This is a genomic window from Methylophaga sp. OBS1, assembly GCF_026319365.1.
This window is the reverse complement of the sequence record NZ_JAPDMS010000001.1, coordinates 633,861-659,142: the sequence shown is the minus strand read 5'-3', so window position 1 is coordinate 659,142 and position 25,282 is coordinate 633,861. Positions and strand designations below refer to the sequence as shown.

The following is a 25,282-nucleotide window of genomic DNA, read 5'->3' as shown; positions in this document are numbered from 1 at the left end:
CCCAACATCCTGATATTATTGAGCTTCGTGCCTTAGCCCAACCTACGAGCTACGAGCCGGATTAGATGAGTGCAGAGGTTTGTCAGTCAACGCAGAGTGCTGCTATGGTTTGATGAAATCTTCAGCATCCCCGGTGCAGTGTTCTGAAAATACCTCAAGGAGCGTGGCCTATGAAAAACCGCTTCACCCGCAGGCACAGTCTCAAAATGCTCGGCACCGGTCTGATTGTGACGCTCCTGCCACCTATATCAAGCTTCGCTGCAAGCGAGAAACTACTACGCAAACCTTATTCTGATAACAAAACACTACCGGTTATTGGCCTCGGCACCTGGCAAACTTTCAATGTGGGTAGCGATCCGAAGTTGCTGGATGTCCGAACCGAGGTGGTCAAAGCGTTTTTTGAACTGAATGGCGGGCTGATTGATTCCTCGCCGATGTATGGTTCAGCGCCCGATGTGATGGGCTATGCTTTAGAACAGCTGGGCGTACCCGACAGCCTGTTTTCTGCGGAAAAGGTCTGGAGTCCGGCCGGTGGCAGTGCCCGTGAGCAGGTTGCTAACTTGCTCGACCGCTGGAATCTCGAGCAATTTGACCTTGTGCAGGTGCATAACCTCACAGACTGGCGCGAGCACCTCGCGGCGCTACGGGAAATGAAACAAGCAGGCCTCATTAGACATATTGGTATTACCACTTCGCATGGACGCCGCCACAGCGAGTTTGAGCAAATCATGGCGTCTGAGGAGATTGATTTTGCACAGCTGACTTATAACATCAGGCATCGTGAAGTGGAAAAGCGGCTGCTGCCGCTGGCTCAGGAGCGGGGGATCGCTGTCATTGCCAACCGGCCTTATGATGGCGGTAGCCTGATTAAAGGCTTGAAACGCCGTAATGAGCCCTTGCCTGAGTGGGCGGTCGAAGAATTTGCTTGCACAAGCTGGGCCGATTTTCTGTTGAAGTTTATCGTGAGTCACCCAGCTTTGACTTGTGCCATTCCAGCGACCACGCAAGTCGCGCATCTGCGTGAAAATATGCGGGCCGGCATGGGGGCGATGCCCTCAGCTAACACCCGGCAGAAGATGGTGAAATATATTGAGTCGCTATGAGCACCGGCTTGAGCTATTCGCTGCAGGATTTTATTCCTTTTACCGCTGATATCTATTTCCGCTTACTGGAACGCATGAGCGAGTCTTACTGGCCGTTACAGTTGCTGACAATGATACTGGGGATGGTCAGTGTCTGGCTGGCGCTGCATCAACGTGCACGGATCGTAAGCCTGCTGATGGCACCACTATGGGCATTTGTTGCGGTGGCCTTTTTTATACAGTTGTACGCCGAACTTAACTGGGCTGGCCGCTATATGGCCTATGCGTTTTTTATCCAGGCCGGATTGTTGTTGACGGCTTTTCTCAGCCCTGGATTCAATAGCAGCCCTGGCAATGCTGTTGTTACTTTTCTTGCTAGCATAATAGCGCTTTCTGGCCTGATAGGCCTGCCCGTTGCCGGTCTTTTAATGACTGGCAATTGGTGGCAGGCTGAGGTTTTCGGCGTTTTTCCTGACCCAACCTCAGTCACCACACTGGGGCTGGCCCTGGTCCTGTTCAGAGGCTGGCGCTCGTGGCTTATGACACTGATCCCTATCCTCTGGTTATCATACTCAGGCCTGACTTTGTGGGCTCTGGATATACCGACAGCAATCATGCTTTTTGTCACAGTGGGGCTGGCACTGATTGGTCTGGTCTGGAGAAGCGTTGAGCGCAGAGTAGTTTGAACAGCAATAATAATGAGCTGAATACGGTTGAGCTGTCTGCTAGATATCGAGCTTGGTAATGACAACCTGTTTGCTCAGGCAGTCGATATCGCTCCCGTCAAATAATTCGGTGCCGGGATGCATGACTGTGCCGGCACCGCAGGCCAGTCCCAGAGTCAGAATCTTTTCCGGCGTGTCATGCAGGCTGAAACCTGCAACCAGACCCGCAACCATTGAGTCACCCGCCCCAACAGTGGTGTTAACCGTCACGTCCAGCGCTTTGGCGAAGTAGCTGTTTTCCGGTGTCACCAGTAGGGCGCCTTCATGACTGAGTGAGACGCAGACATAGGCCACGCCACCCTGCTGGATCAAGCGGGCACTGTGGGCGACGGCTTCCGGCGTCGGTAAGGACTCATCCAGCATCATTTCCAGTTCGTACTTATTGGGCTTAATCATGAACGGTTTGGCAGCAATAGCCCGTTTCAGCATTTCGCCATGCACATCAACCACAGCACGGCCGCCCTGGCGGTTAATTCGCTCTACCAACTCGGCATAAAGGGAGAGCGAGACATTGGGCTGACAGGAACCGGTGATAATGCCGTAGCCATCACCGGTAACTTCAATAAAATCATCAGCGATCCGCTTGATATCCGGCTCAGGGATATCAGTGCCACTACTGGTTATCTGAAATTGATTGTGCGTGCCTGTTTCAATAATGGTGGTATTGATACGGGTTTCACCGCTGACTTCTTCATAGACGACATGAGGCAACTGCTCATATAGCAGGGTTCTGAAAATTTGGCCGACAGCGCCGGCGATGACGCAGATAGTGTGAGATTCAATATCAAGGCGGGTCAGGGCCCGGCCAATGTTGATGCCGTTACCACCCGGATCGTAACGCGCGGAGTCTGCACGGGACTTCTCATCAGGAATCAGCCTGTTGACATGATAAGTCACATCCAGTGCCGGATTCAGGCATAAGGTGCTAATGGGGCGGTGAGGTGTTATCGCCATAATGCCGTGCTTCCTGTCGACGCTTATTAGCAGTGTAAGAAATTTCCAGACAATTTGCACCGGATAAAGATTGAATTGCCTGGGTCAGATTAGGACAATAGGGGCTTAAATCATCACCAACCGATCAGGCTACATCGTGCAGATAGCTGTTTTCAGTGCCAAACCCTATGACCAGACATTTCTAGCCCGGGCAGCTACCGCTGAACTGGCGTTTCAGTGTTTTGAACTGGAGCTCAAGCCGTCGACGGCCGTAATGGCACAGGGCGCCGAAATCGTCAGCGCCTTTGTCAATGACGATTTAGGGCGAGAAACCCTGACGCTAATGGCGGAAGGGGGCACCCGATTGATTGCCTTGCGTTGTGCCGGATTCAATCAGGTGGATTTGACGGCGGCGAAAGAACTCGGCATTCGTGTTGTTAATGTGCCCGCTTATTCTCCCTATGCGGTGGCAGAACATACCATTGCTCTGATGCTGGCGCTGAGCCGGAAACTACCGCGCGCCTATAATCGTGTCCGCGATGGCAACTTTTCACTGGATGGGCTGCTGGGTTTTGATTTTTACGGTAAAACGCTTGGCATTATAGGGGGCGGCAAAATTGGCATGCTGGTCGCCGAGCGGATGCGGGCATTTGGTTGCCGGATACTGATTTACGATCCCTTTAACGAAGACAACTGCCGTCAACGGGGTTATGAGACCGCAACACTTGAGATGCTGTTTGAGACCAGCGATATCATTAGCCTGCATTGTCCGTTGAATGAACACACACGGCATATCATTAACCGTGACAGCGTCGCCCGTCTAAAGCAGGGCATGATGCTGATCAACACCAGCCGCGGTGCATTAATGGATACTCAGGCCGTGCTGGACGGTCTGAAAGCCCATCACATTGCCTACCTGGGAATCGATGTTTATGAGCAGGAAGGTAGTTTGTTTTTTGAGGATCATTCGCTGGATATTATTCAGGATGATGTGATTCAGCGTCTCATCACCTTGCCTAATGTCATCGTCACCGGCCACCAGGCTTATTTCACCAAAGAAGCGCTGCAGCACATTGCAGAGACCACGGTCAGCAACATTCTCGAATACCTCCGTGATGAGCCGCTGACTTATCAGGTCGGAGGCTGAACTTGTCAGAATCGATCTTCGGTCGTTTGCAGGCGGCGATCCCTGACTTCAAACCGCGGCCACAGCAACAGCAGATGAGTGATTTTATCGCCATGCAAATGGCGAGACCACCGCAACAGCGTATTGCTGTGGTAGAAGCCCCCACCGGTGTTGGCAAAACACTGGCCTATCTCAGTGGCACGATTGAGTCGGCCATCAATAACAAAAAAACACTGGTGATAAGCACCGCCACGGTCAATCTTCAACAACAGTTGATCCAGAAAGATTTGCCCCAGTTCTCCGCAGCCCTGGCGCAACCGATTCGCTTTGTTCAGGTGAAAGGACGGCGGCGTTATCTTTGTCCCAGTAAACTCAGCCAACTGGCAACCGCACCCGAGCAACAAACGCTGGATATTGATATCGACGCCAAATACCAGCAGGCGCTGCATATGGCGGCAGCGAAGCAGATGTTGAGTGAGTGGGACCAGGAACGTTGGGATGGTGATCGCGACAGCCGGCGGGATAAGGTCAGCGCGGATTTATGGAACCAGATATCCACTGATTCCGAGGGCTGTGCCGGTAAGAGCTGCTCGTTTTATCTTCGCTGCCCCTATTACAAATTACGCCGTGAGATGGTCAGTGCCCAGGTGGTGGTGGCAAACCATGATCTGATATTGAGTGATGCCGATCTGGGGGGGGGGCTAGTGTTACCCAACCCGGAAGAGGTGCTGTTTGTCTTCGACGAAGCACATAACCTGCCGCGCAAAGCACTCGACCATGCGGCGAAAGCACTCAATTTTATGCAGCTGTATCAGACCACCGAAACCGCTGACAGTGTTTTGAAGAAAATTCCATCAGCGCTGGCATTTCGTCAGCATGATTTCGGTTATATGCTCAGTGAATTACGACGCGATTTACCTGCTGTGATCAGCCATCTACAACAGATGGAAACCATCCTGCAAAGTGACGGACTGGTCCATGATTTATTGGAAAAACGAATTAGCGAACCGCGTATTTTCTGGAACAGTCCGCTGGTCAATGCCCTGTTGATCCCTTGTCAGAATCTGCTGCAAAGAGCAAACAACATCTATAAGCATTATTCGGTACTGGCTAAATGGATTAAAGAAGGACTGGAGAAAACCCAGCTCTCCAACAAAGTCGGTGAAGCGCTGCTACCGCAGGTCGGTACTGTGCAGAACATTTTCGGTTACCTGATTGATTTTATGGCACTGTTTCTGGAGCCTGATCAGGAAGACCGGCCACCCAATGTCCGCTGGCTATCTGTGGACCAGTTTGCCAAACAACAAACCCTGGTGATTCATGCCGGGCCCATGACAGCGGCCTATTTTCTGGATCGCAGTCTGTGGACACGGGCATTCGGTGTTGTGCTGACTTCAGCGACTTTGCGGGGAATGGGGTTGTTTCATCGTTTCCGAATGGACTGTGGTCTGCACCGGTTTGATGAGCAGCATTTTCTGGCGGTGCCGTCGCCATTCAAATACAACGATCAGGCCACCCTGAATCTGCCGGCGATGCAATACCTGCCTAATGAACAGCAACAACAGTGGCGTCGGGAGGTAGTCACCAGGTTGAAAGAGGTGATTGATACCTCTGAAGCGACCTTGGTGCTGTTTACTTCCCGTGAGGTGATGGAAGCGGTGTATCGGCAGTTGCCTGCTGAGATCAGCCGGCTGGTATTGATTCAGGGGGATACGCTGTCACCGAAAAACATGGTGCAGCGCCATATTCGCCAAGTGGAAGCGGGTCACGGTAGCATTATTTTCGGCATGGATCGCTTTGCCGAGGGCGTGGATCTGCCGGGTAATCTGTGCACGCATGTGATTATCACCAAGCTGCCGTTTCCTGTCTTTACCCGGCCTATAGAGCAAGCCAAGCAGGAATGGATCATTCGCCGTGGCGGTCAGCCATTTACAGCCTTGTCTCTGCCGGCAGTCAGCGTAAAACTGATTCAGGCCTGTGGGCGTTTGCTACGCAAAGAGACGGATAGCGGCCGCATTACGATTCTGGATCGGCGTTTGTTAACGAAAGGTTACGGTAAGCAACTGCTTGCGCATTTGCCGGATTATCGTCTTGTCCGCTGATGTTGTTAAAACACAGACACAGACTTCACAGAGAGTAGTGACTACACAAGATTGTCATAGTGATCTGAACGGCGGTATCCAGCAAACCTGTTATGGCGTCCGTTCTTGAGGTATTTTTTCTAGGGTTGGGATGAGATCCTTCGGCTCACGCTCAGGATGACAGGGGGAATGAAAACGGTTCCATAGCTGTCATGCCGACCGTAGTGGAGGCATCTCTTCCAAGGCTGGGATGAGATCCCTGGGCTTCCGCTCAGGATGACAGGGGGAATGAAAACGATTCCATAGCTGTCATGACGACCGTAGTGGAGGCATCTTTTCTAGTGTTGGGATGAGACCCTTCTGCTCCCGCTCAGGATGACAGGGGGAATGAAAACGGTTCCATAGCTCTCATGCCGACCGTAGTGGAGGCATCTTTTCCAGGGTTGGGATGAGATCCTTCGGCTTTCGCTCAGAATGACAGGGGGGATGAAAACGACGCCGTGGCTGTCATACCGACTGGAGTGGAGGTAACTTTTCCAGGGCTGGGATGAGATCCTTCGGCTTCCGCTCAGGATGACAGGGGGGATGAAAACGATTCCATGGCTGTCATGCCGACCGCAGTGGAGGCATCTTTTTCCAGGGTTGGGGCGAGATCCTTCGGCTTTCGCTCAGAATGACAGGGGGGATGAAAACGACGCCGTGGCTGTCATACCGACTGGAGTGGAGGTAACTTTTCCAGGGCTGGGATGAGATCCTTCGGCTTCCGCTCAGGATGACAGGGGGGATGAAAACGATTCCATGGCTGTCATGCCGACCGCAGTGGAGGCATCTTTTTCCAGGGTTGGGGCGAGATCCTTCGGCTTTCGCTCAAGATGACTGGGAAAATTAAAATAATTCGCTGTATCAGACACGGACTCGCAGTTGCTGAAAAACGCCTCTGGCTTTTTAATCAGTCTGTGTGATCTGTACTGCTGTGGTTAAAAACAAAAAAGCCCCAATCAAGGGGCTTTTCATACACAAGACTGTCAGTCTTATTCGCTGCGACTGGTCACTTCCAGCAGGTGATAACCAAACTGGGTTTTCACGGGACCCTGCACGGTATTGACCGGTGCTGAAAAAACGACCTTGTCGAATTCCGGCACCATCATGCCCGGGCCGAATTCACCCAGATCGCCGCCGCTGCGGCCTGAAGGGCAGGATGAGTGCTCTTTAGCGATATCGCCAAAATCTGCGCCCTGTTCGATTTCTCGTTTCAGTTCCAGACAGATTTCTTCGCTGTCGACAAGGATATGTCTTGCTGTCGCTTTTGCCATCGGTATTATTCCGTTCAGTTAAAACCGCAGATTATAACAGTTAAGCGGCCAGTTTGAGGCTCTCGAGCAAGGCCTCGGCTGTGGCTTCTGAGGATTGAGGGTTCTGGCCAGTGATGAGAGGGCCATCTACACAGCAGTTCTCAGTCCAGTCATCAGCTTTCACATAGCAGCCACCCCGGGCTTTGAGTACATCTTCCAGCAGGAAAGGAACAATGTCAGTCAGGCCAACCGCTGCTTCTTCGCTGTTACTGAATGCCGTCACGGCACGATTATTGATCACAGGCTGGCCGTCTTTATCGTGAACATTCACTAAAGCGGCTGGCGCATGGCAGACAAAGCCGATCGGTTTATCCTGTTGGAGAAAGGATTCAATCAAACTGATTGAGTAAGAGGAATGCGCCAAATCCCACATTGGTCCATGCCCACCTGGATAAAACACGGCGTCGTAATCCGCTGCACGAACCTGTGCCAGGGGCAAGGTGTTGGCGAGCAGTTTCTGAGCAGCGTTATCCTGCTTGAAGCGCTCTGTCGCCTCTGTCTGAAAATCCGGGCTGTCACTTTTAGGATCCAGTGGTGGCTGGCCGCCTCTGGGCGAGGCCAGGGTTACTTTTACCCCTGCATCATGAAAGACATAATAGGGGGCAGCAAACTCTTCCAGCCAGAATCCGGTTTTCTTACCAGTGGTGCCCAGTCGGTCATGAGAGGTCAAAACCATCAATATATGCATGTTTTCTCCTTGTTTCTATTTCAGCTGCTATTGCTGACAGATAGCGTTCAGCAATGATTCCCGTTATGGTCAAAATGACCCTGTTTCAAAAAACACAGCACTTGTCTGATGACCATCGGCCTGTTCATCATAAAAGCGTGGCTGACAGGCAGACAGAGATGATCGTGCATCCCTTCAAGTCGGGTACTTGCCACCGTGACCTGACCATCATTGGGTTTGGGCAGGAACGGTGCACATAAAAGATTCACAGCACGGTAGCCGGCAATAATGCCAACCTCAAACTTTGCACTGCCTAACTGTTTGAGAGGGCTCTGCGGATCGGTACCTAATTGTGCAGCGACCGGTCCGAAAAAACGATGATACAGGGTGTAAGGCTGAAGCCAATCAGCAATCTGACTACCCTGGTTCGGCGGCCCTAACATCACCACACGACCCAGGTTGTGGATCGGTTGAGATGCCAGGTAATGCCGGACCAGAATGCTGCCCAGCGAGTGCGTGACAAAATGGATTGTCATCGATGGTGGTATCCCTCTCAACGCCTCGCTGATAACCTGCTGACTCAAGTTCGCGATAGGAAACTTGCGAGAGGGATAGTCGATATTGCGTGTCTGATAGCCGACCTGTTGCAGTGCCTTTTCCAGCTTGCGCATTGAGCGTGCAGAGCGGGCAAGGCCATGCAGGAGAATGACAATCTGATTCTGTTCGGACTCGATATCAGTCATCACTGGCTCCTGAGTAAACGGTTGAAAGAGGAGACGATTGTCATGGCACCAGTACAGGGAGGCAGGCAGCTAGAAAACCCCGTCTTCAGGCTAAAAAATTGTTGGCCGATGATAGTGAAGCTCAGTCAGATATCACCAGATAGATGTCATCAATCTGAATCCGGTCACCGCCGATAATTTTACGGCGCTTGCGTGTCTCCGCTTCATTATTGACACGAACAAGGCCTTGTTCGACCATCATTTTTGCCTCGGCGCCACTGGCGGCAATACCTTCAAACTTGAGAATCTTGTATAACTCAACCGGGCTCTTGCTCAGCGTAACCTGAATAGTCTGACTCATCGTATGCCTTTGTCGAAATTTGATATATGGATAACAGGTGATTTCAGGAAAATTGACCTGTTCGTAAAAACAGCAAAAAATAGGCATCAGTATCTGTGACGTACAGCGCGTATTTTTGCGTCGGATAAAGTTAGTGTAGCGATTCTACCTTAACGGGGTATTGCTTATGAAAGGACTGGTCGGCCTGGTTCAAATCTTGATTGTTATTGCGCTCTTATACCCGGTTTATTACATTTGGGATACCAGTCGTGTCGAAGCGTTCTGTAACCTCATTAAGCCCGGCATGAGTACCAAAGAGCTGCAAAGACTGGCTGAAACAAAGCATATCAGCCTGCATATTCCCAACAGTAATGAAACCGGGCAATGGATGACATCTGTTGACTCCTCAGCCAGTATTGATCGTTTTGCCTGTGTCATCAGCGGCGCGGTTGATAAAATTGCCAGTGCCCGCCTGCTTGAGGAAGAATAAAAAACCCGCCGAAGCGGGTTTTTATCAGGGTTTAAGCGCCAACATAATTTATCAGGATACCGGCCGCCACCGCGGAACCAATCACCCCGGCCACGTTCGGCCCCATCGCATGCATCAACAGGAAGTTATGCGGATCTGATTCCAGCCCCAGCTTATTCGACACCCGTGCAGCCATTGGCACTGCCGATACACCGGCGGAACCAATCAACGGGTTAATCGGTGCTTTTACCAGCTTATTCAGTATCTTGGCCATGATGACACCGGACGCGGTACCTATCGCAAATGCCACCATACCCAGGACCAGAATGCCCAGTGTCGCCATATCCAGGAAGCTTTCTGCACTGAGCTTGGAACCCACTGCCAGACCCAGGAAGATAGTCACGGTGTTGATCAATGAGTTCTGGGTGGTGTTACTCAAGCGATCGACCACGGCACATTCCTTCATCAGGTTGCCGAAGCAGAACATACCCAACAGTGGCGCCGCATCAGGCAGCAGGAAAGCGACCAGAATCAACAGCAGCAATGGGAATACGATTTTCTCACGCTGTGAAACATGGCGTTGCTGGACCATTTTGATTTTACGCTCGGCCTCGGAGGTCAGAGCACGCATAATCGGCGGCTGGATTAGCGGGACCAGCGCCATATAGGAGTAGGAGGCAACAGCAATGGCGCCCAGTAATTCCGGCGCCAGTTTACTGGCCACATAAATGGAAGTGGGTCCATCGGCGCCACCGATAATACCGATAGCCGCTGCATCCGCCAGGCTGAAGTCGAAAATACCGTAGTAGGACAGAACAACGGCGCCCATCAACGTGGCAAAGATACCGAATTGCGCCGCCGCGCCCAGAAACAGGGTTTTCGGGTTCGCCAGCAGCGGTCCGAAGTCGGTCATTGCGCCGACCCCCATAAAGATAATCAGCGGAAAGGCACCACTCTCAATCCCCACCGTGTAAAAGATATGCAGAATACCGCCGGCTTCAGCGAGACCGGCGCCGGGGATGTTGGCCAGCACACCGCCGAAACCGATTGGTACCAGCAGTAATGGCTCAAAGTTCTTCTTGATGGCGAGATAGAGCAGCAGCATGCCGATCAATATCATCACGCCCTGACCAAGGGTGATCTGGTAGATACCTGTCACTTCCCAAAGGTGAATCAGTTTTTCCATGAATTGAATCCTTGCTTATGCAATAGTGGCGAGATGGTCACCGACTTTGACGGCGTCGCCCTGTTTAACGGAGATAGACGAGACAGTGCCGGATTTGGATGCCACAATCTGGGTCTCCATTTTCATGGCTTCCAAGATCAGCAGGGTGTCACCCTCGTTGACCTGCTGGCCGGGACTAACCTGAATTTTCCAGATATTGCCCGACAACGGCGCTGTAACCGGTTCACCTTCGCCGGCTGGTTCTGCTGACGCAGCAGGTGGTGCAGTCGTTTCACTGCTTTCAACATGGCTGATATCGCCGCCTTCGTTAACTTGCACTACATAAGCCTGACCGTTGACCTTGATGGTGTAGGTTTCCTGATCGCCTGCAGAACTGGCAGCCGATGTCGCTGATGCTTGTGGCTGATCGCTGGGTACCGGTTCAAAAGCATCCGGATTATCACGGTTTTGCAGGAATTTCAGACCAATTTGCGGGAACAGGGCGTAAGTCAGTACATCATCGACCTGATGTTCGCCTTCTGCCAGCTGAATACCGTCCAGATCGGCTTTCTCCAGCAACTCAGTGGTGAGTTTGTCCATTTCCGGTTCCAGCAGATCCGCAGGTCGACAGGTGATCGGTTCTGCGCCTTCCAGTACCCGGTCCTGAAGCTCCTTGTTGTAAGGCGCGGGTGCCGCACCATATTCACCTTTGAGTACACCGGCGGTCTCGGCGCTGATAGTTTTGTATCGTTCACCGGTCATCACGTTGATCACAGCCTGTGTACCTACGATTTGCGAGGTGGGTGTGACCAGTGGAATGAAGCCTAAGTCTTCACGCACACGGGGAATTTCTTTCAATACTTCATCCATCCGGTCCAGTGCATTCTGTTCACGCAGCTGGCTTTCCATATTGGTGAGCATGCCACCCGGCACTTGGGCCACCAGAATGCGGGAGTCGACACCACGCAGGGAGCCTTCGAACTGGGCATATTTTTTACGGATATCACGGAAATAGGCAGCAATTTCCTCCAGCAGCTGCATATTCAGACCAGTATCGCGATCGGTGTCTTCAAAAATCGCCACCACAGACTCGGTTGCAGAGTGACCGTAGGTCATCGACATCGAAGAAACCGCGGTATCGACATTATCAATGCCGGCTTCAACACATTTCATAATGGTGGCAGTCGACAGGCCGGTTGTGGCGTGCGATTGCATATGAATCGGGATATCAATAGCTTGCTTAAGATTTTGAACCAGCTCGTAAGCTGCGTAAGGCTTAAGCAAACCAGCCATATCCTTAATGGCCAGGGAATGAGCGCCCATATCCTCGATGCGCTTTGCCATATCAATCCACATCTGCAGGTTGTGGACCGGACTCAAGGTGTAGGCGATGGTGCCCTGGGCATGACGGTCATTTTCGAGAACGGCTTTTATCGCGGTTTCCAGATTACGTGGGTCGTTCATTGCGTCAAATACGCGGAACACATCGACCCCATTGACTGCCGCACGCTCGACAAATTTTTTCACCACATCGTCAGCATAATGACGGTAGCCCAGCAGATTCTGCCCCCGTAGCAGCATTTGCTGACGGGTGTTTGGCATCGCGGCTTTCAGGCTACGGATGCGGTGCCAGGGATCTTCACCCAGGTAGCGGATACAGGCATCGAAAGTGGCACCGCCCCAGCTTTCCACTGACCAGAAACCGACTTGATCGAGCTTGTCGGCAATCGGCAGCATGTCGTCGAGACGCAGCCGGGTGGCAAACAGAGATTGATGGGCATCACGCAGAACGACGTCGGTAATGCCAAGTGGTTTTTTTGCTTCGGTCATGTTCATGGCCTTGGTTTGATCTAACGGAAACTGCCTGACTGACGCAGGCGGTTTTATTTAACGACGAGAGCGAAACTTGTGAATCGCAGCGGAAAGGACGGTGATCAGGTTTTTATCATCGTTGGCGTGCTGCCTGTTGCTCATCGCCTGGCTGATAACAGCCGTCGGGGCGGGAATACCTTCTTCCGGCAGGGTGCCGACATCTTTTTCATAGCGTGTGATGATTTTTGACATCAAACTGGTCACGAAAACCAGTAATGTCAGGAATACGAAGACAAACCCCATGCCCACCAGCATCAGGTTCAGACCTTCAGACATCAGATTGGATGCAGTCATAGCGACCTCCTCTGTGCATCGCGAACGTCATTAAATCAATGACTTGATTCAAAACAGCCGCAGATTATACCACTGTTGGACGGTCTGGGTTTGGCCCGCTTAACGCAAATGGCATGGCATCGGGTTGTGAGGCAATTCACACTCAGGGCTGAGCATGATTGCAGTCAGCCACTGCGGAATCCGGTCTCAATTGGCATAATGGTGCCGATTTTGAATAAATGAGGATGGTATGACGCCGGACGCAGAAGATTTTTGGTTCCTGCCCCTGGGGGGAACGGGCGAAATCGGTATGAATCTCAACCTGTATGGTCATGATGGCCGCTGGTTGATGGTGGATTGCGGACTGACTTTCGAATCCCGTACCGATGTCGATGGAGAGCCAATTTCCGGCAGCCGTGCTGAAATTCAAATGGCTGATCCGCAGTTCATCGCTGATCGTAAGGATCGTCTGGATGGACTTATTATTACCCATGCGCACGAAGATCACATTGGTGCCGTGCCTTACCTCTGGTCACGGTTTCAATGCCCGGTCTACACCACGGCATACACCGCTGAAATTCTGCGCCGCAAGCTCAAAGAGGTTGGCCTGCAGGATAAGGTTCCGGTCAGCATCGTTGAGCCGAGAGCGGAAATGGATATCGGGGTATTCCATGTGCGCTGGATTCAGTTAACACATTCCATTCCCGAGCCTTTTGCCCTGTTGATCAGCACACCGGCCGGCAGCGTCTTTCATACTGCGGACTGGAAGCTTGACAGTGATCCTGTGGTCGGGGAGCGGTATCAGCCAGCTGACTTCGAGGCACTGGCTGAACTCAATATTGATGCCATGGTGTGTGACTCTACCAATGCCGATTTGCCCGGTTGGTCAGCATCAGAAGCCTCGTTGAGACGTGGCCTGCAGCACCATATCGAACAGGCCAAAGGTCGTGTCGTGGTGACCTGCTTCGGTAGTAATATCGCGCGGCTTAGGACCATTGCCGATATCGCTCAGCAAACCGGACGTCATCTGGGCCTACTGGGACGGTCACTGATCAATACCTACACCGCAGCCAAACGAACCGGCTTCTGGCACGATGTGGAGACCTTTGTTGATCCGCATCATCTGGGGTACCTGCCAAGACAGACGGTGCTATTGGTGGCAACAGGCAGTCAGGGTGAGCCGCGCACGGCACTGAATCGGCTCAGTCAGAACAGCTTCCGGGATATGCAGCTGGAACCCGGCGACACGGTGATATTCAGCGCTAAAGTTATCCCTGGCAACGAGGCGGCAGTCGAAGCCTTAATCGATCGTCTCAAAGCCATGCAGGTTGATGTCATCACGGTAGATAACAGCCGTCTTCCCATCCATGCTTCAGGGCATCCGGCTCAGGATGAATTGAAAGCCATGTATCAGTGGGTGAAGCCGGCCTGTGCAATTCCTGTACACGGGGAGTATCGACATATGCGGGCCAATGCCCGGGTGGCAAAATCGGTCGGAGTGCCGGAGCAACTGGAAGGTCAGAATGGGGATCTGTTTTTTATTGCCCCGGTTCGTGGTATTCGCCGTCGTGCGGTCAGCACCGGCCGGCTGGGGTTAATCAATGACAAGCTAAAAAAGCTCTATTGATTCACACTTTTAGCCGCTTGTGCTAAGTTGCTGGAATGATTGAAGAACTACGGCAGTATATCCGCCACCCAAGCAGCATCCCTATCAGTTACCGTTTGGGGCAGCGGCATCATATTCAGCCAGCCAGAGATATCAGTCAGGGCGGACTCTGCTTTACGAGCCAAGAGCGGGCATTGGTCGGTGAGAGTATCTTTGTCGAAATCAAATGCGGCAGGCCAGGCTTTAGTGCAGAGGGCATTGTGCGCTGGTGTAGCAGGGAAGGCAGAAAATATTTAATTGGTGTCGGCTTCAGGGACAGGGCAGTGCAATATGCCATGCGGATGGTGGAGCAGGTCTGCCATATTGAAGCTTTCCGACATCGCCTGGAGCAGGAGACAGGGGTAAAACTCACCAGTGAGCAGGCTGCTTTTCGCTGGATAGCTGAAAATGCGGCTGATTTTCCAGCGGCAGATTAATTCCTCAGACTCTGGCATCAAAGCGTGGGCCGCGACGATCTGATGAGACCCTGCGCTCAATCATCGGTTTTTTATTGCGTTTACGTCGGTCAGGCTGTTGTCTTCTGTCATTTTCCGACACGGTTCTGGTTTTGTCCGCAATCGGACGTGCAGGACCGACCTGAGTCGGGCTGCTGACAGTGACCATATCGTAGTGACTGAGACGCGGTATTTCGTTCATCATGCTTCACTTTCATCTTCTGTAACTTCTCTATCGACTTGATTTTGATGAACTTTAGAAATTTAATTCACTGCCATGATTTTAATTGGAAACGCCCATTGACAATACGTTTGTTCGGATCGACCGGGTGGTTATAGATATAAGCCCAGGCGCTGATTGATTTGCCGCCAGAGACTGTGACCTCTACAGTTTGTCGCCGGTATTCACGTGGTTCGGGGAAGGCCGCTGAACATTCCTCAAAGTCATCCAGTTGCGCAAGGACTGAAGGGGTGGCCAGACGATAAACCTCGCCATGCACCTCGTCGTCAGCCATATTTGAAAGGACCGCGCCCGGATAATCATGAATCTGATACAGTTGTGCGCGTATCCTGCCGTGGCAGACAAACTCACTATGGGCTTGTAATACCTGATGCATGGGATGCTCACTGTTGTGCATCAGTGTGCCGTAGACAAATAAGTATTTATTGTTCATTTTACTTTAATTTACCTATGTAATATTCAGAATAATATAGAAATAAATTAATGAAGAAAAAGATTAAAGTCGGTCTCGCGCTGGGCAGTGGCGCTGCCAGAGGTTGGGCCCATATCGGTGTCATCCAACGCCTGATCGAGCAGGGAATCGAACCCGATGTGGTGTGCGGAAGTTCTATTGGTGCCCTGGTTGGTGCGGCCTATGTCAGCGGTAATATTAATAAACTGCAGAATTGGGTCATTGAGCTGGATAAGTTGAAAACAGTTCGCTATTTCACCATCAACCGTTCTCTGCGAGGGTTCGTTAATAAGCACAGACTACATCACTTTCTGGATGAATATGTTGTCGGCGCCGAACAACAGATTGAGGATTTGAATAAGGCGTTTGCTACCGTCGCCACCGACCTCAATACGGGACGAGAGATATGGAATACAAAAGGAAAAGTGCTGGATTCGGTCTGGTCATCGATTTCACTACCGGGTCTGTTTCCGGCGATAAAGCACGATGACCGCTGGCTGATTGATGGTGGCCTGGTTAATCCGGTGCCGGTATCCGTCTGTCGGGCACTGGGAGCAGATGTTGTCATTGCTGTGAATCTCAACAGCGACATTGTCGGCAAACATTTTCGGGCCGAGTCACCGGAAAAAGTCGATACCAGTGAACCGGCCAACCCAAGTTTCACTGAGCGTTTCACCGATATGATCGCTGATTACACCAGTAATCTGTTTAGCAATGCTGATAAAGAAGACGAGGCACCGGATTTGATGGATGCCATAGCCGCTTCAATTAATATCACTCAGGATCGCATTACCCGCAGTCGCATGGCCGGCGATCCGCCGGAAATCATTTTATCGCCAAGGCTCTCTCAGATCGGCATCCTGGAATTTTACCGGGGCAGTGAAGCTATTGAGGAGGGTAAAGCCAGTGTGGACCGGCATAAACGCGATTTTGACTACTTTCTAAACTAATCCTGTCAGTGGGTTATGAATGATTGTTGAAATGACAGTGGCATCAAGGATCTGACCGGTAAGAAGAAAAAATCCTGCTGATTGTGCTGGCGCTCAACACCCTGATGTTTATGATTAGGTTCAGCCTGGGCCGGATAGCGGTATCGACCGGGTTAATGCCGATTGAGATGGATCGCTACACTCACACTGCCGGTCAATATCCTCTGCATCTGGCATCATCAAAGAGCGTGTCAAGGGACTCTCAGAGCCAGTTGATAAGCTGTTTGATTCAGTTGACACCGCTTGGGTCCTGCAATTCTGTGTCTTATTTCGGGCACTGCCAGTCTGGCCGTTGTGCAAAGTAATCGCGCAGAAATTCAATCAGGAGCCTGACGCGTTGCGACAGAAATCGGGTATGTGGATAGACCGCATAAACGCCAATATCATTATTTAATAAACAATCATCAAGGACGGGTAGTAACTCGCCGCTGCGGATGGCCCCGGCACAAATAAAATCCGGCGACAGGATCAATCCTTTACCCTCTATTGCGGCATCCATAAGAAACTGACCGTTATTAGCCGTCATGACTGTCGGCAGATTGACCGACAGACGTTCTCCCCGGTGATTTTTCAACTGCCAGCTCGGACTGACGTGACTGTAATGTAATTTGACGTGGCCATAGAATAAATCTTCGGCGGTCTGCGGTTTACCGTTGCGCGCAAAGTAGTCCGGGCTTCCACAGAGTAATAAACGCGTTGTGGAGAGTTTTCTGGCAATCAGGCTGGAGTCAGCCAGGTTTGATACCCGGATGGCCAGATCGATGCCTTCTGCCACCAGATCCTGCTGCCTGTCATTAAAGTCGATATCAAAAATGATATCCGGATTGGCTTGATTGAACTGCCGTATGGCCTGATTCAGATGCATCAGACCAAAACTGATGGGGGCCGCCACCCTGATTCGGCCGGATACTGCTGACTGACTCTCACTGATGGCGGTTTCCACTTCATTGATATCATCCAGAATCCGCACACAATGCTGGTAATAATCACGGCCGGCGTCAGTGAGGGTCTGTTTGCGGGTGGTGCGCTTAAGCAGGCTGACGCCAAGCCGTTTTTCCAGCTCACTGAGTCGTTTGCTGACAGCCGATTTGACGGTATTCATCTGTTCTGCTGCACGGGTGATACTGCCGGCTTCCACAACCCGGACTAAAGTCTGCATTTCTTCCAGTTGATTCATTAAATGTTCTCTTATAAGAAACAATAAGTTTATTAATAGCGTGTTTTTCAAAAAAATGGAAACGATAAACTGTCACCATCGTTTAACCAAACGCAACAAAACAGGGAGAATCCAATGAACAACAGCATTTTACTGATCAACTCCAGTAGCCGGATTCAGGGTTCGGTAACACGTGATATCTCAGCACAACTGGTACAGCAGCTTCAGCAACAAACCGGCCTGAGCACGATTGAACGTGATCTGGCAGACGGCATCGCGTTTATTGATGAACAGTGGGTCGGCGCCAATTTTACCGATCCTGCAGAACGCAGCGCACAGCAGGAGGCCGCACTGGCAGAGTCGGACCGCCTGATTAACGAATTAAAGCAGGCCAGTCATATCGTGATTGCTGCGCCTATTTATAACTTCAGCGTGCCGGCGGTGGTCAAAGCCTGGATTGACCAGGTGGCACGAGCCAGAGTGACGTTTCGATATACCGAAAATGGACCGGAAGGTTTGCTTAAAGGCAAAAAGGCCTATCTGGTTATTGCCTCAGGCGGTGTTCCTCTGGGCAGCGAGGTTGACTATGCTTCGAGCTATTTACGGCATGTGATGGGCTTTCTCGGTATCGATGATGTCACCCTGGTGAATGCCAATGATCTGAACAGGGCAGCCAATGATCATGGCGATATTCAACAACAGTTGGCAGCGATTGCAGCAGGAGAACAGTGATGAGCATAAGAGAACTCAGACAAATCGTGAACGGCATCCCGGTCTCTGATGGTGCCGGCGTGCAGCTGAAACGGGTGATTGGTTCACCACAGTTGAATATGCTGGATCCGTTTCTGATGTTCGATGCTTTCGGCTCAGACAGACCACAGGAATATCTCGCCGGTTTCCCACCCCACCCACATCGTGGCTTTGAGACAGTCACCTACATGCTTGCCGGCAAAATGCGGCATGAAGACAACGCCGGTAACCAGGGTGTGATCGAGACAGGGGGCGTGCAGTGGATGACTGCGGGCAGGGGCATTATCCATTCAGAAATGCCAGAGCAGGAAGCAGGTTTGCTGGCCGGTTTTCAACTCTGGGTCAACCTGCCAGCCGCTGAAAAAATGCGTGAACCGCGTTATCAGGAACGTTCTGCGGCTGAGATCCCGGTTGAGACCCTTGAAAATGGTGGGGAGATTAAAGTCGTTGCCGGGCAGACCGATCAAGGCACCCGGGGAGTGATTGACAACGCCTATGTCAAACCGCTCTACCTGCACGTGACATTACCGGCAGGCAGCCACTTCGTACAGCAGGTTCCGGAGACAGATAACAGTTTTGTTTATGTGATTGAGGGGCAGCTATCTGTTGGTGATCATCAACGGCCGTTGAATCAGGGGCAGTTGGGTGTACTGGAGAAAGGACAGACTGTGAGCTTGTTGGCAGAAACGCAAAGCCAGTTTCTACTGGTGTCGGGGCAGCCGCTGAAAGAGCCCGTTGCCCGGGGTGGACCGTTTGTGATGAACACCCGCGAGCAGCTTGAGCAGGCCTTTGACGATTACCGTGAGGGACGGTTTGCCTGATTGAAAAGTTTGAACCACAGAGGCACAGAGGGCACAAAGCTCAGAATGGCTAAAAATTTATCCGCAGATTTCGCTGATTTTCACAGATTAAAACAACAGTTCATTGATATCGTTATCCAGCGACAGGGCTTCTAAATTGAGCTTTGAATGTTTTCTGCCAAAATAATCTGCGCTCATCTGCGTAATCTGTAGAGCATTTTATAACTCTGCGCCCGCTGTGCCTCTGTGGTTAATTTTTAAACAGTGACAAATTAGAGTTTCACCCGCCGCAGTCTGAGCGCATTAGCGATCACCGATACCGAACTCAGGCTCATGGCTGCTGCTGCAATCATCGGTGACAGCAACAGGCCGAAGAAGGGATACAGGACACCGGCTGCGATTGGTACGCCCATCGAGTTATAAACAAAGGCGAAAAACAGGTTCTGGCGGATATTACGCATCGTCGCCCGGCTTAATTTCAATGCCTGATGAATGCCACGCAAGTCACCTTTAACCAGGGTTATGCCGGCACTTTCCATGGCCACGTCGGTTCCGCTACCCATAGCGATACCAATCGTTGCCTGGGCCAGTGCTGGGGCATCATTGATACCGTCACCCGCCATGGCGACGGTTCTGCCTTCTGCCTGTAACTCTTTGATCACCTGATTTTTCTGCTCAGGCAAGACATCGGCTCGGATATCATCAATGCCAAGCTGACTGGCGACGGCCTCTGCGGTGACCTGGTTATCGCCGGTTAACATGACAAGGCGAATATTTTCCTGATGCAGGGCTTTTATGGCCTCTGTGGTGGATGACTTGATTGGATCAGCCACACCAATCAGGCCGGCTGCTTGATTATCAACGGCAACCAGCATCACGGTCTGGCCCTGTTTGCGATAAGCCTCTGCTTTTTCCTGTAATGGCGCTGAATCTATTCCCAGCGTGGTAAACAGGGCAGTGTTACCCAACGCCACAGGGTGACCGTCAATCTCGCCCTTAATACCCTGGCCGGTTACAGAGTCAAACTGGTTTAGCCTGGATAAGCTCAGGCCTTTTTCTTTGGCACCTTCAATTACCGCCATCGCAAGCGGATGTTCACTGCCTTGTTCCAGACTGGCAGCCAGAGTGAGCAGGGTGTTGTCATCCAGATCGGTCATTGACTCAACCATGACCAGCTTCGGTTTACCCTCGGTCAGCGTGCCGGTTTTATCTACGACCAGGGTATCAATCTGCTCCATGGCTTCCAGCGCTTCAGCATTTTTAATCAAGACGCCCATCGAGGCGCCGCGACCGGTTCCGACCATAATCGACATCGGCGTCGCCAGACCCAGGGCACAGGGACAGGCAATGATTAACACAGCAACGGCATTGACGATGGCATGTGCCAGTTTCGGTTCTGGCCCCCAGATAAACCAGGCGCCGAGGGTGAGGATAGCGATAAGTACCACTGCGGGCACAAACCAGGCCGCCACTTTGTCGACCAGTTTCTGAATCGGCGCGCGTGAACGCTGCGCTTCGGCCACCATATGCACAATTTGGGAAAGCAGGGTGTCACTGCCGACCCGCTCAGCACGCATCAGCAGGCTTCCGGTACCGTTGACGGTAGCACCGATAAGCTTGTCATCTTTTTGCTTACTGACCGGTATCGGCTCACCGGTGACCATGGACTCATCAACACTGCTATTACCCTCTATCACCGTGCCGTCAACGGGTATTTTTTCTCCGGGACGGATCCGCAATTGCTGGCCTACCCGGACCTCTTCAAGCAGAATATCCTGCTCCTGACCATCCTCAGTCACCAGTCTGGCTGTTTTGGGCGCAAGGCCCAGCAGCATTTTGATGGCGGTATTAGTCTGGCTGCGGGCGCGCAGTTCAAGTACCTGGCCCAGCAATACCAGCACGGTAATAACCGCTGCTGCCTCAAAATAGACGGCGACACTACCATCAGCATGTTGCATCGAGGTTGGAAAAATAGCCGGGAAAATCAGTGCGATGACACTGTATAGCCAGGCAACGCTGACACCGAGGCCAATCAGTGTGAACATGTTCAGGTTCATGGTTTTGACTGACTGCACAGCACGGATGAAAAACGGCCATCCGGCCCAGAGCACGACGGGTGTTGCCAGCAGGAACTCCAGCCAGTACCAGCGCTGTGTTGGGATACTGGCGGGCAAGAGGGCGGGTGCCATATCCAGCAGCATCGTGATGATAAACACCGGTAGCGTTAACACTGCGCCAATCCAGAAGCGCCGGGACATATCTTTCAACTCACTGTTGTTCTCTTCGACTTCGACTGTGTTCGCTTCCAGCGCCATGCCACAGATTGGGCAGTTACCGGGATGATCCTGAACGATTTGCGGATGCATCGGGCAGGTGTATTCAGTTCTGGTGTTCCCCAGTTGCGGTGATTCGGGCTCCAGGGCCATACCGCATTTGGGGCAACTGCCCGGCCCTGCCTGGCGCACGCCTTCGCACATCGGGCAGATATAATCGCCACTGCCTTGTCGTGATGCTGCTGGTCTGTAAGCCTGTTCATGACTGCCACAACAGCTGTGTGGCCGTTTTTCAGTATGCGGTGCTTTGTCATCACCTCCACAGCAGTTGTGATCTGCTTCTGATTGCTTGAGGTAACGCCCTGGATCGGCTTTGAAATTATTCATGCAATGCTGGGAACAGAACACATAATCCTGCTGATTATGCTGCGCGTGATAGCGCGCGTTGTCTGCATCAACAGTCATACCGCATACCGGGTCGATTGCCATGCTATCTCCTTAGCTAAGCATTGTGGCGCAGTGCCAATGTAAATCTTCATTCGGGGCACTGCCAACCAGACTCAGCTTGTGTCAGTAGGTTAATTTCTACTATAAAGTACGTACCTGGGTACGGAGTCAAGCGCTGATGACACAGAAGCTATCACTGACCATTGGAAAATTTGCTGCCATGGCAGACGTAAGCGTTGAAACGGTTCGTTTTTATCAGCGCAAAGGTTTACTGGCAGTCCCTGCCTCAACGGATGGCAGCGTCAGGCGCTATGGTCCAGCGTCACTACGCCAGTTGAAATTTATCCGGAAAGCTCAGGAAGCAGGCTTTACCCTCAGTGAGATCAAAACGCTGATCAAGCTGGATGCCACGCAGGATCATGAGCAGGCCTATCGACTCGCAATGAAGCGGCTTGAGCAGCTGGAAGCAAAGATCAGGGAGATGGTGCAGGCAAGAGATAGCCTGAAAAAGCTTGCCAGTGACTGCGCCTGTGGCGCCAAAACTCAGCCCTGTGCCATCCTGGCTGCGTTCGACTTATAAACTTCACTGCTGCGATTTGTATTCTGCTTTGATGGTCTCAAGCGTAGGCGGGATAGCATCGCAGTGACTGACATCTCCACTGCATTTAATACATTCGAGGGCATGCCAGCCGGTATTAATATATTCCTCCCGGTTCGGACCGCCCAGGCGGTTTGCAATGCCAATGGTCGCTTTCGCCCTGCTGCTGATATAGCTGTATTCACCCAGGCAGAATCGCATCTGTGCAGGATCGGCTTTGATTTTGTCGTCATATTTCTGATGTATCTCCCGACCCACCTGATTCAGGTAATGCAGCTCTGCATAGAGTTTTTGTAATGTATCGTCACTATGCTGATAGACACCCGGCGGCACGCCGCCAGCCAAGGCTGTGAACGAGAGGGAAAATAGGGCAAAAAATAAACTCAGTCTCAAGATTCTGCTCCATAGCTGATTGAGTGTATAGTCAGATGATAACGCATCCGGCCAGCTTTATCTCAGTAAGACAACGGGGCAATGATTCCCTGACCGACACGTTTTATCATAATCACTTTTATGAGTACTCGACCGAGATGGAAGTTCGCCGCGCCCGTTTTAATGACAGTCAAGGAGGAACAGGATGATTGAATACGAATTGGGCAGCTGTTCACTTGGGTGCGTGCTGGTAGCAAGCAGTGATAATGGGATTTGTGCCATTGCGCTTGGTGATGAACCGGGACCACTGGTTGAATGGCTCAAGCAAACATATCCACATGTGCAAAAAGGGCAGCAGAACCGGGTTTTACTGTCACGTCTGCAACAGGTTTTAAATTTTGCCGAATGGCCGGATGCGGATCTCAAGCTTGAACTTGATATCCAGGGAACGGAGTTTCAGAAACGGGTCTGGCGAGCCTTGCTGAGGGTTCCACCAGGACAAACCCGGACCTATACGCAGATTGCCGACGAAATTGGTTCGCCCAGCGCTGTGCGTGCGGTCGCGGGTGCCTGTGCCGCAAATTTACTGGCTTTGGCGATTCCATGTCACCGTATAATCAGGCAGGACGGTGAGGTCTCTGGCTATCGTTGGGGGCGTGAACGCAAAAAAATATTGTTACAAAAAGAAGCCCGTCTTTAAGTCTTTGATAGGGCAGTGGGCGTTGAATGGCAAACCTGTTTGTCAAGTCTGATTTGTTTGATGCTGGTTAAAAATTAACCATATTTTAAAGCTTGTCATAAAAGAATCACTTAGCGTCTTTCCAGAAACTTATCCACATACTTCTCCACAGAAAATGTGAGTAATGTGAAAAACTTTTTGTGTGTGTCTGAAAGTGTCAGCAAACGGATTTCATCCAAGCCAGTTCTTGCTTTTGCATGCAGGCCTGAATTGCAGTATCTGGCAGCTGTTTTTCGATTCATGCCGATCCTGCTGAATAATCTGTCCCAAATCCAGCTTAATCAGTCGATTAAACTGTGCCATCAACATGTCTGAAATTTCGATACAGGCGCCGAGCGCATGACTGTGACGTCGACGAACCATATCGATTCTAAACTGTAGACCATTGAGACGACGCCGTTCAGCATCGCTCTGAGCAGTTTCGTTAATGCATTGACGAATCACAGCTGCGCGTTTTTTTTCAAATGCCGCCTGATCCTGTTTTGCCAGTAATGACCATTCTTCGAAATTGATTATCATCGGGGCATCCCCTCTGAACTTCGGGCTTAAATCTGTGACAGCCCAAACTGATTTTGGTGCCTGATTTTGTAGAGGCAGTTACTGCCAGGTGTCGATATCCGCGCCCAAGAGTCTTGCCTGCTTGAATATAGCCCGTGCCTCATCGGTATCCAGTCGCACGCCGTAGGCGACATAGGGGAAGTCACTGAGTGGAGCACGTGTCTGTTTGAAAAACGGCCATTGTTTGTTCTTGCGGTAAAAGGTTTCAATAAAGCTGGTTAATGCCACCACGCCACGTTTAGGCCCAGGTAGGTTAATCATCCAGGGACCGCCGGAGTCGCCTCGGGTGGGCATGGGCAGGGATGTCTGGTATTCATTCTGATGCAGCCGGTTGACGGCCAGCAAGGCATTGTAGGAACGAAGTAGCAGTTTTTTGGCTTCGAACTGTGTGCGGAACTGCATATAAAGCAACGGATCCAGAGGCTCATAGGTATCTGGTACAAAACGTTGAAATTCCTCATCGGCCGTCATCAGGGGTTTAATCGCGCAACTGGGCACTTCTGTCACCATCGCTTTGTAGCCCTGGCCATAACCACATAACAGCGCTTTGGGAGATGCACTTGCCGGTGTCACAGGAACAGCTTCAACACTACTTGGGGCATCGCCATCAAAAATCAGCACCGCAATGTCCCTGGCCATATTTTCATCCAGACTGTCATATTCGCTGTAAACCGCAGCTCGAATAGGTGGCACGGGCACACCCAAGAACAGTTGAATCAGAGGGGTTTTAGTCACGGGGTTGAGCCGGGCATTGCGCAGGCAATGCGCCGCTGTCAGCAGTGTCAATGGTGAAGTGCCAACGACCACCGAGCTACATTCACTGGTTTCGGTTATCAGGCCTTTGACAGAGGCATGCCAGCGTAACTGGTCGATACTTATTTTACCGGTAGAGACAGAAACCGGGTCTGCGGCGGAGCCGTGAATCACAGCATTGGCAGGCAACACCCAGACCATACTCAGGATAAGCAGGAGAAATTGTCGCATCTGAACGCCCCCCGAAA

The 25,282-nt window shown here is 51.5% G+C and carries 27 protein-coding genes; 12 read left to right on the top strand and 15 right to left on the bottom strand.

All coding sequences use genetic code 11. The features are described from left to right. Positions 1-170: 170 nt before the first annotated feature. Both OMQ46_RS03165 and OMQ46_RS03160 read left to right on the top strand, forming a co-directional pair. A complete protein-coding gene (locus OMQ46_RS03165; RefSeq protein WP_266235787.1) occupies positions 171-1,103 on the top strand; it encodes an aldo/keto reductase in 933 nt (310 codons plus the stop codon). After that, positions 1,100-1,768 (top strand): DUF6064 family protein, encoded by a 669-nt coding sequence (locus tag OMQ46_RS03160; protein WP_266235785.1) that lies wholly within the window; start codon positions 1,100-1,102, stop codon positions 1,766-1,768. Before OMQ46_RS03165 ends, OMQ46_RS03160 begins: the two co-directional genes overlap by 4 nt. A 39-nt stretch (positions 1,769-1,807) precedes the next feature. Here the strand turns inward: OMQ46_RS03160 and OMQ46_RS03155 are convergent, their stop codons facing one another. Further along, positions 1,808-2,761 carry a 1-phosphofructokinase family hexose kinase gene (locus OMQ46_RS03155; protein ID WP_266235783.1) on the bottom strand — a complete coding sequence of 318 codons (954 nt, stop codon included), beginning with the start codon at positions 2,759-2,761 and terminating at the stop codon, positions 1,808-1,810. A gap of 136 nt (positions 2,762-2,897) precedes the next feature. Here OMQ46_RS03155 and OMQ46_RS03150 point away from each other — a divergent pair, with 136 nt between their 5' ends. Further along, positions 2,898-3,887: a 2-hydroxyacid dehydrogenase gene (locus OMQ46_RS03150; RefSeq protein WP_266235781.1), complete on the top strand. Its 990-nt coding sequence runs from the start codon at positions 2,898-2,900 to the stop codon at positions 3,885-3,887. Between the two features lie 2 nt (positions 3,888-3,889). After that, a complete protein-coding gene (gene dinG / locus OMQ46_RS03145; RefSeq protein WP_266235779.1) occupies positions 3,890-5,968 on the top strand; it encodes an ATP-dependent DNA helicase DinG in 2,079 nt (692 codons plus the stop codon). 1,010 nt (positions 5,969-6,978) lie between these two features. On the opposite strand, the gene OMQ46_RS03140 is transcribed toward dinG, so the two are convergent. From OMQ46_RS03140 to OMQ46_RS03125, 4 genes are all read right to left on the bottom strand, one after another. Beyond that, complete coding sequence (locus OMQ46_RS03140; protein WP_266235777.1) at positions 6,979-7,260, bottom strand: peptidylprolyl isomerase; 282 nt, start codon at positions 7,258-7,260, stop codon at positions 6,979-6,981. A 40-nt stretch (positions 7,261-7,300) separates the two neighbouring features. Next, positions 7,301-7,987 carry a type 1 glutamine amidotransferase domain-containing protein gene (locus OMQ46_RS03135; RefSeq protein ID WP_266235775.1) on the bottom strand — a complete coding sequence of 229 codons (687 nt, stop codon included), beginning with the start codon at positions 7,985-7,987 and terminating at the stop codon, positions 7,301-7,303. Positions 7,988-8,034: 47 nt separating this feature from the next. Further along, positions 8,035-8,709, bottom strand: coding sequence for an esterase/lipase family protein (locus OMQ46_RS03130; RefSeq protein WP_266235773.1), 675 nt, complete (start codon positions 8,707-8,709; stop codon positions 8,035-8,037). A gap of 121 nt (positions 8,710-8,830) precedes the next feature. Next, entirely contained in the window at positions 8,831-9,049 is a 219-nt protein-coding gene (locus OMQ46_RS03125) for an RNA-binding S4 domain-containing protein (RefSeq protein ID WP_266235772.1), read from the bottom strand. A gap of 166 nt (positions 9,050-9,215) precedes the next feature. On the opposite strand from OMQ46_RS03125, the gene OMQ46_RS03120 reads away from it, so the two are divergent. After that, entirely contained in the window at positions 9,216-9,518 is a 303-nt protein-coding gene (locus OMQ46_RS03120) for a hypothetical protein (protein ID WP_266235771.1), read from the top strand. Positions 9,519-9,549: 31 nt separating this feature from the next. Here OMQ46_RS03120 and OMQ46_RS03115 read toward each other — a convergent pair whose 3' ends face one another. From OMQ46_RS03115 to OMQ46_RS03105, 3 genes are read right to left on the bottom strand one after another with little or no spacing between them, the layout of a single operon-like run. Beyond that, positions 9,550-10,683: a sodium ion-translocating decarboxylase subunit beta gene (locus tag OMQ46_RS03115; protein ID WP_266235769.1), complete on the bottom strand. Its 1,134-nt coding sequence runs from the start codon at positions 10,681-10,683 to the stop codon at positions 9,550-9,552. Between the two features lie 15 nt (positions 10,684-10,698). Beyond that, on the bottom strand, positions 10,699-12,492 hold the full coding sequence (gene oadA / locus OMQ46_RS03110; RefSeq protein ID WP_266235768.1) for a sodium-extruding oxaloacetate decarboxylase subunit alpha: 1,794 nt from the start codon (positions 12,490-12,492) through the stop codon (positions 10,699-10,701). A 57-nt stretch (positions 12,493-12,549) separates the two neighbouring features. Further along, positions 12,550-12,828: an OadG family protein gene (locus OMQ46_RS03105; RefSeq protein ID WP_266235766.1), complete on the bottom strand. Its 279-nt coding sequence runs from the start codon at positions 12,826-12,828 to the stop codon at positions 12,550-12,552. A gap of 229 nt (positions 12,829-13,057) precedes the next feature. Between OMQ46_RS03105 and OMQ46_RS03100 the strand changes: the two genes are divergently transcribed. Continuing rightward, positions 13,058-14,434, top strand: a complete 1,377-nt coding sequence (locus tag OMQ46_RS03100; RefSeq protein ID WP_266235764.1) for a ribonuclease J — start codon at positions 13,058-13,060, stop codon at positions 14,432-14,434. Between the two features lie 35 nt (positions 14,435-14,469). Beyond that, the gene (locus tag OMQ46_RS03095; protein ID WP_266235762.1) at positions 14,470-14,889 is read left to right on the top strand and encodes a PilZ domain-containing protein; all 420 of its coding nucleotides are present in this window, start codon (positions 14,470-14,472) and stop codon (positions 14,887-14,889) included. Between the two features lie 4 nt (positions 14,890-14,893). On the opposite strand, the gene OMQ46_RS03090 is transcribed toward OMQ46_RS03095, so the two are convergent. Next, positions 14,894-15,112, bottom strand: a complete 219-nt coding sequence (locus OMQ46_RS03090) for a hypothetical protein (protein ID WP_266235760.1) — start codon at positions 15,110-15,112, stop codon at positions 14,894-14,896. Positions 15,113-15,176: 64 nt separating this feature from the next. Further along, positions 15,177-15,581, bottom strand: coding sequence for a gamma-glutamylcyclotransferase family protein (locus tag OMQ46_RS03085; protein WP_266235758.1), 405 nt, complete (start codon positions 15,579-15,581; stop codon positions 15,177-15,179). Between the two features lie 50 nt (positions 15,582-15,631). On the opposite strand from OMQ46_RS03085, the gene OMQ46_RS03080 reads away from it, so the two are divergent. Further along, positions 15,632-16,549, top strand: coding sequence for a patatin-like phospholipase family protein (locus tag OMQ46_RS03080; protein ID WP_266235756.1), 918 nt, complete (start codon positions 15,632-15,634; stop codon positions 16,547-16,549). Positions 16,550-16,853: 304 nt separating this feature from the next. Here the strand turns inward: OMQ46_RS03080 and OMQ46_RS03075 are convergent, their stop codons facing one another. Next, positions 16,854-17,765: a LysR family transcriptional regulator gene (locus OMQ46_RS03075; RefSeq protein ID WP_266235754.1), complete on the bottom strand. Its 912-nt coding sequence runs from the start codon at positions 17,763-17,765 to the stop codon at positions 16,854-16,856. Positions 17,766-17,879: 114 nt separating this feature from the next. Between OMQ46_RS03075 and OMQ46_RS03070 the strand changes: the two genes are divergently transcribed. Together OMQ46_RS03070 and OMQ46_RS03065 are read left to right on the top strand one after the other, a co-directional pair. Further along, positions 17,880-18,476 (top strand): FMN-dependent NADH-azoreductase, encoded by a 597-nt coding sequence (locus tag OMQ46_RS03070; RefSeq protein WP_266235752.1) that lies wholly within the window; start codon positions 17,880-17,882, stop codon positions 18,474-18,476. Further along, complete coding sequence (locus OMQ46_RS03065) at positions 18,476-19,315, top strand: pirin family protein (protein ID WP_266235750.1); 840 nt, start codon at positions 18,476-18,478, stop codon at positions 19,313-19,315. Before OMQ46_RS03070 ends, OMQ46_RS03065 begins: the two co-directional genes overlap by 1 nt. Before the next feature lie 251 nt (positions 19,316-19,566). Here the strand turns inward: OMQ46_RS03065 and OMQ46_RS03060 are convergent, their stop codons facing one another. Continuing rightward, positions 19,567-22,056 (bottom strand): heavy metal translocating P-type ATPase, encoded by a 2,490-nt coding sequence (locus tag OMQ46_RS03060; RefSeq protein ID WP_266235748.1) that lies wholly within the window; start codon positions 22,054-22,056, stop codon positions 19,567-19,569. A gap of 136 nt (positions 22,057-22,192) precedes the next feature. On the opposite strand from OMQ46_RS03060, the gene OMQ46_RS03055 reads away from it, so the two are divergent. Beyond that, positions 22,193-22,594 carry a MerR family transcriptional regulator gene (locus tag OMQ46_RS03055; protein ID WP_266235746.1) on the top strand — a complete coding sequence of 134 codons (402 nt, stop codon included), beginning with the start codon at positions 22,193-22,195 and terminating at the stop codon, positions 22,592-22,594. A gap of 3 nt (positions 22,595-22,597) precedes the next feature. On the opposite strand, the gene OMQ46_RS03050 is transcribed toward OMQ46_RS03055, so the two are convergent. Next, positions 22,598-23,005 carry a hypothetical protein gene (locus OMQ46_RS03050; protein WP_266235745.1) on the bottom strand — a complete coding sequence of 136 codons (408 nt, stop codon included), beginning with the start codon at positions 23,003-23,005 and terminating at the stop codon, positions 22,598-22,600. 184 nt (positions 23,006-23,189) lie between these two features. Between OMQ46_RS03050 and OMQ46_RS03045 the strand changes: the two genes are divergently transcribed. Further along, positions 23,190-23,684, top strand: coding sequence for a methylated-DNA--[protein]-cysteine S-methyltransferase (locus OMQ46_RS03045; RefSeq protein WP_266235743.1), 495 nt, complete (start codon positions 23,190-23,192; stop codon positions 23,682-23,684). 210 nt (positions 23,685-23,894) lie between these two features. On the opposite strand, the gene OMQ46_RS03040 is transcribed toward OMQ46_RS03045, so the two are convergent. Both OMQ46_RS03040 and OMQ46_RS03035 read right to left on the bottom strand, forming a co-directional pair. Then, positions 23,895-24,242, bottom strand: a complete 348-nt coding sequence (locus OMQ46_RS03040) for a DUF3135 domain-containing protein (protein ID WP_266235741.1) — start codon at positions 24,240-24,242, stop codon at positions 23,895-23,897. A gap of 78 nt (positions 24,243-24,320) precedes the next feature. After that, positions 24,321-25,265: a trypsin-like serine protease gene (locus tag OMQ46_RS03035; protein WP_266235739.1), complete on the bottom strand. Its 945-nt coding sequence runs from the start codon at positions 25,263-25,265 to the stop codon at positions 24,321-24,323. Between the last annotated feature and the right edge of the window lie 17 nt (positions 25,266-25,282).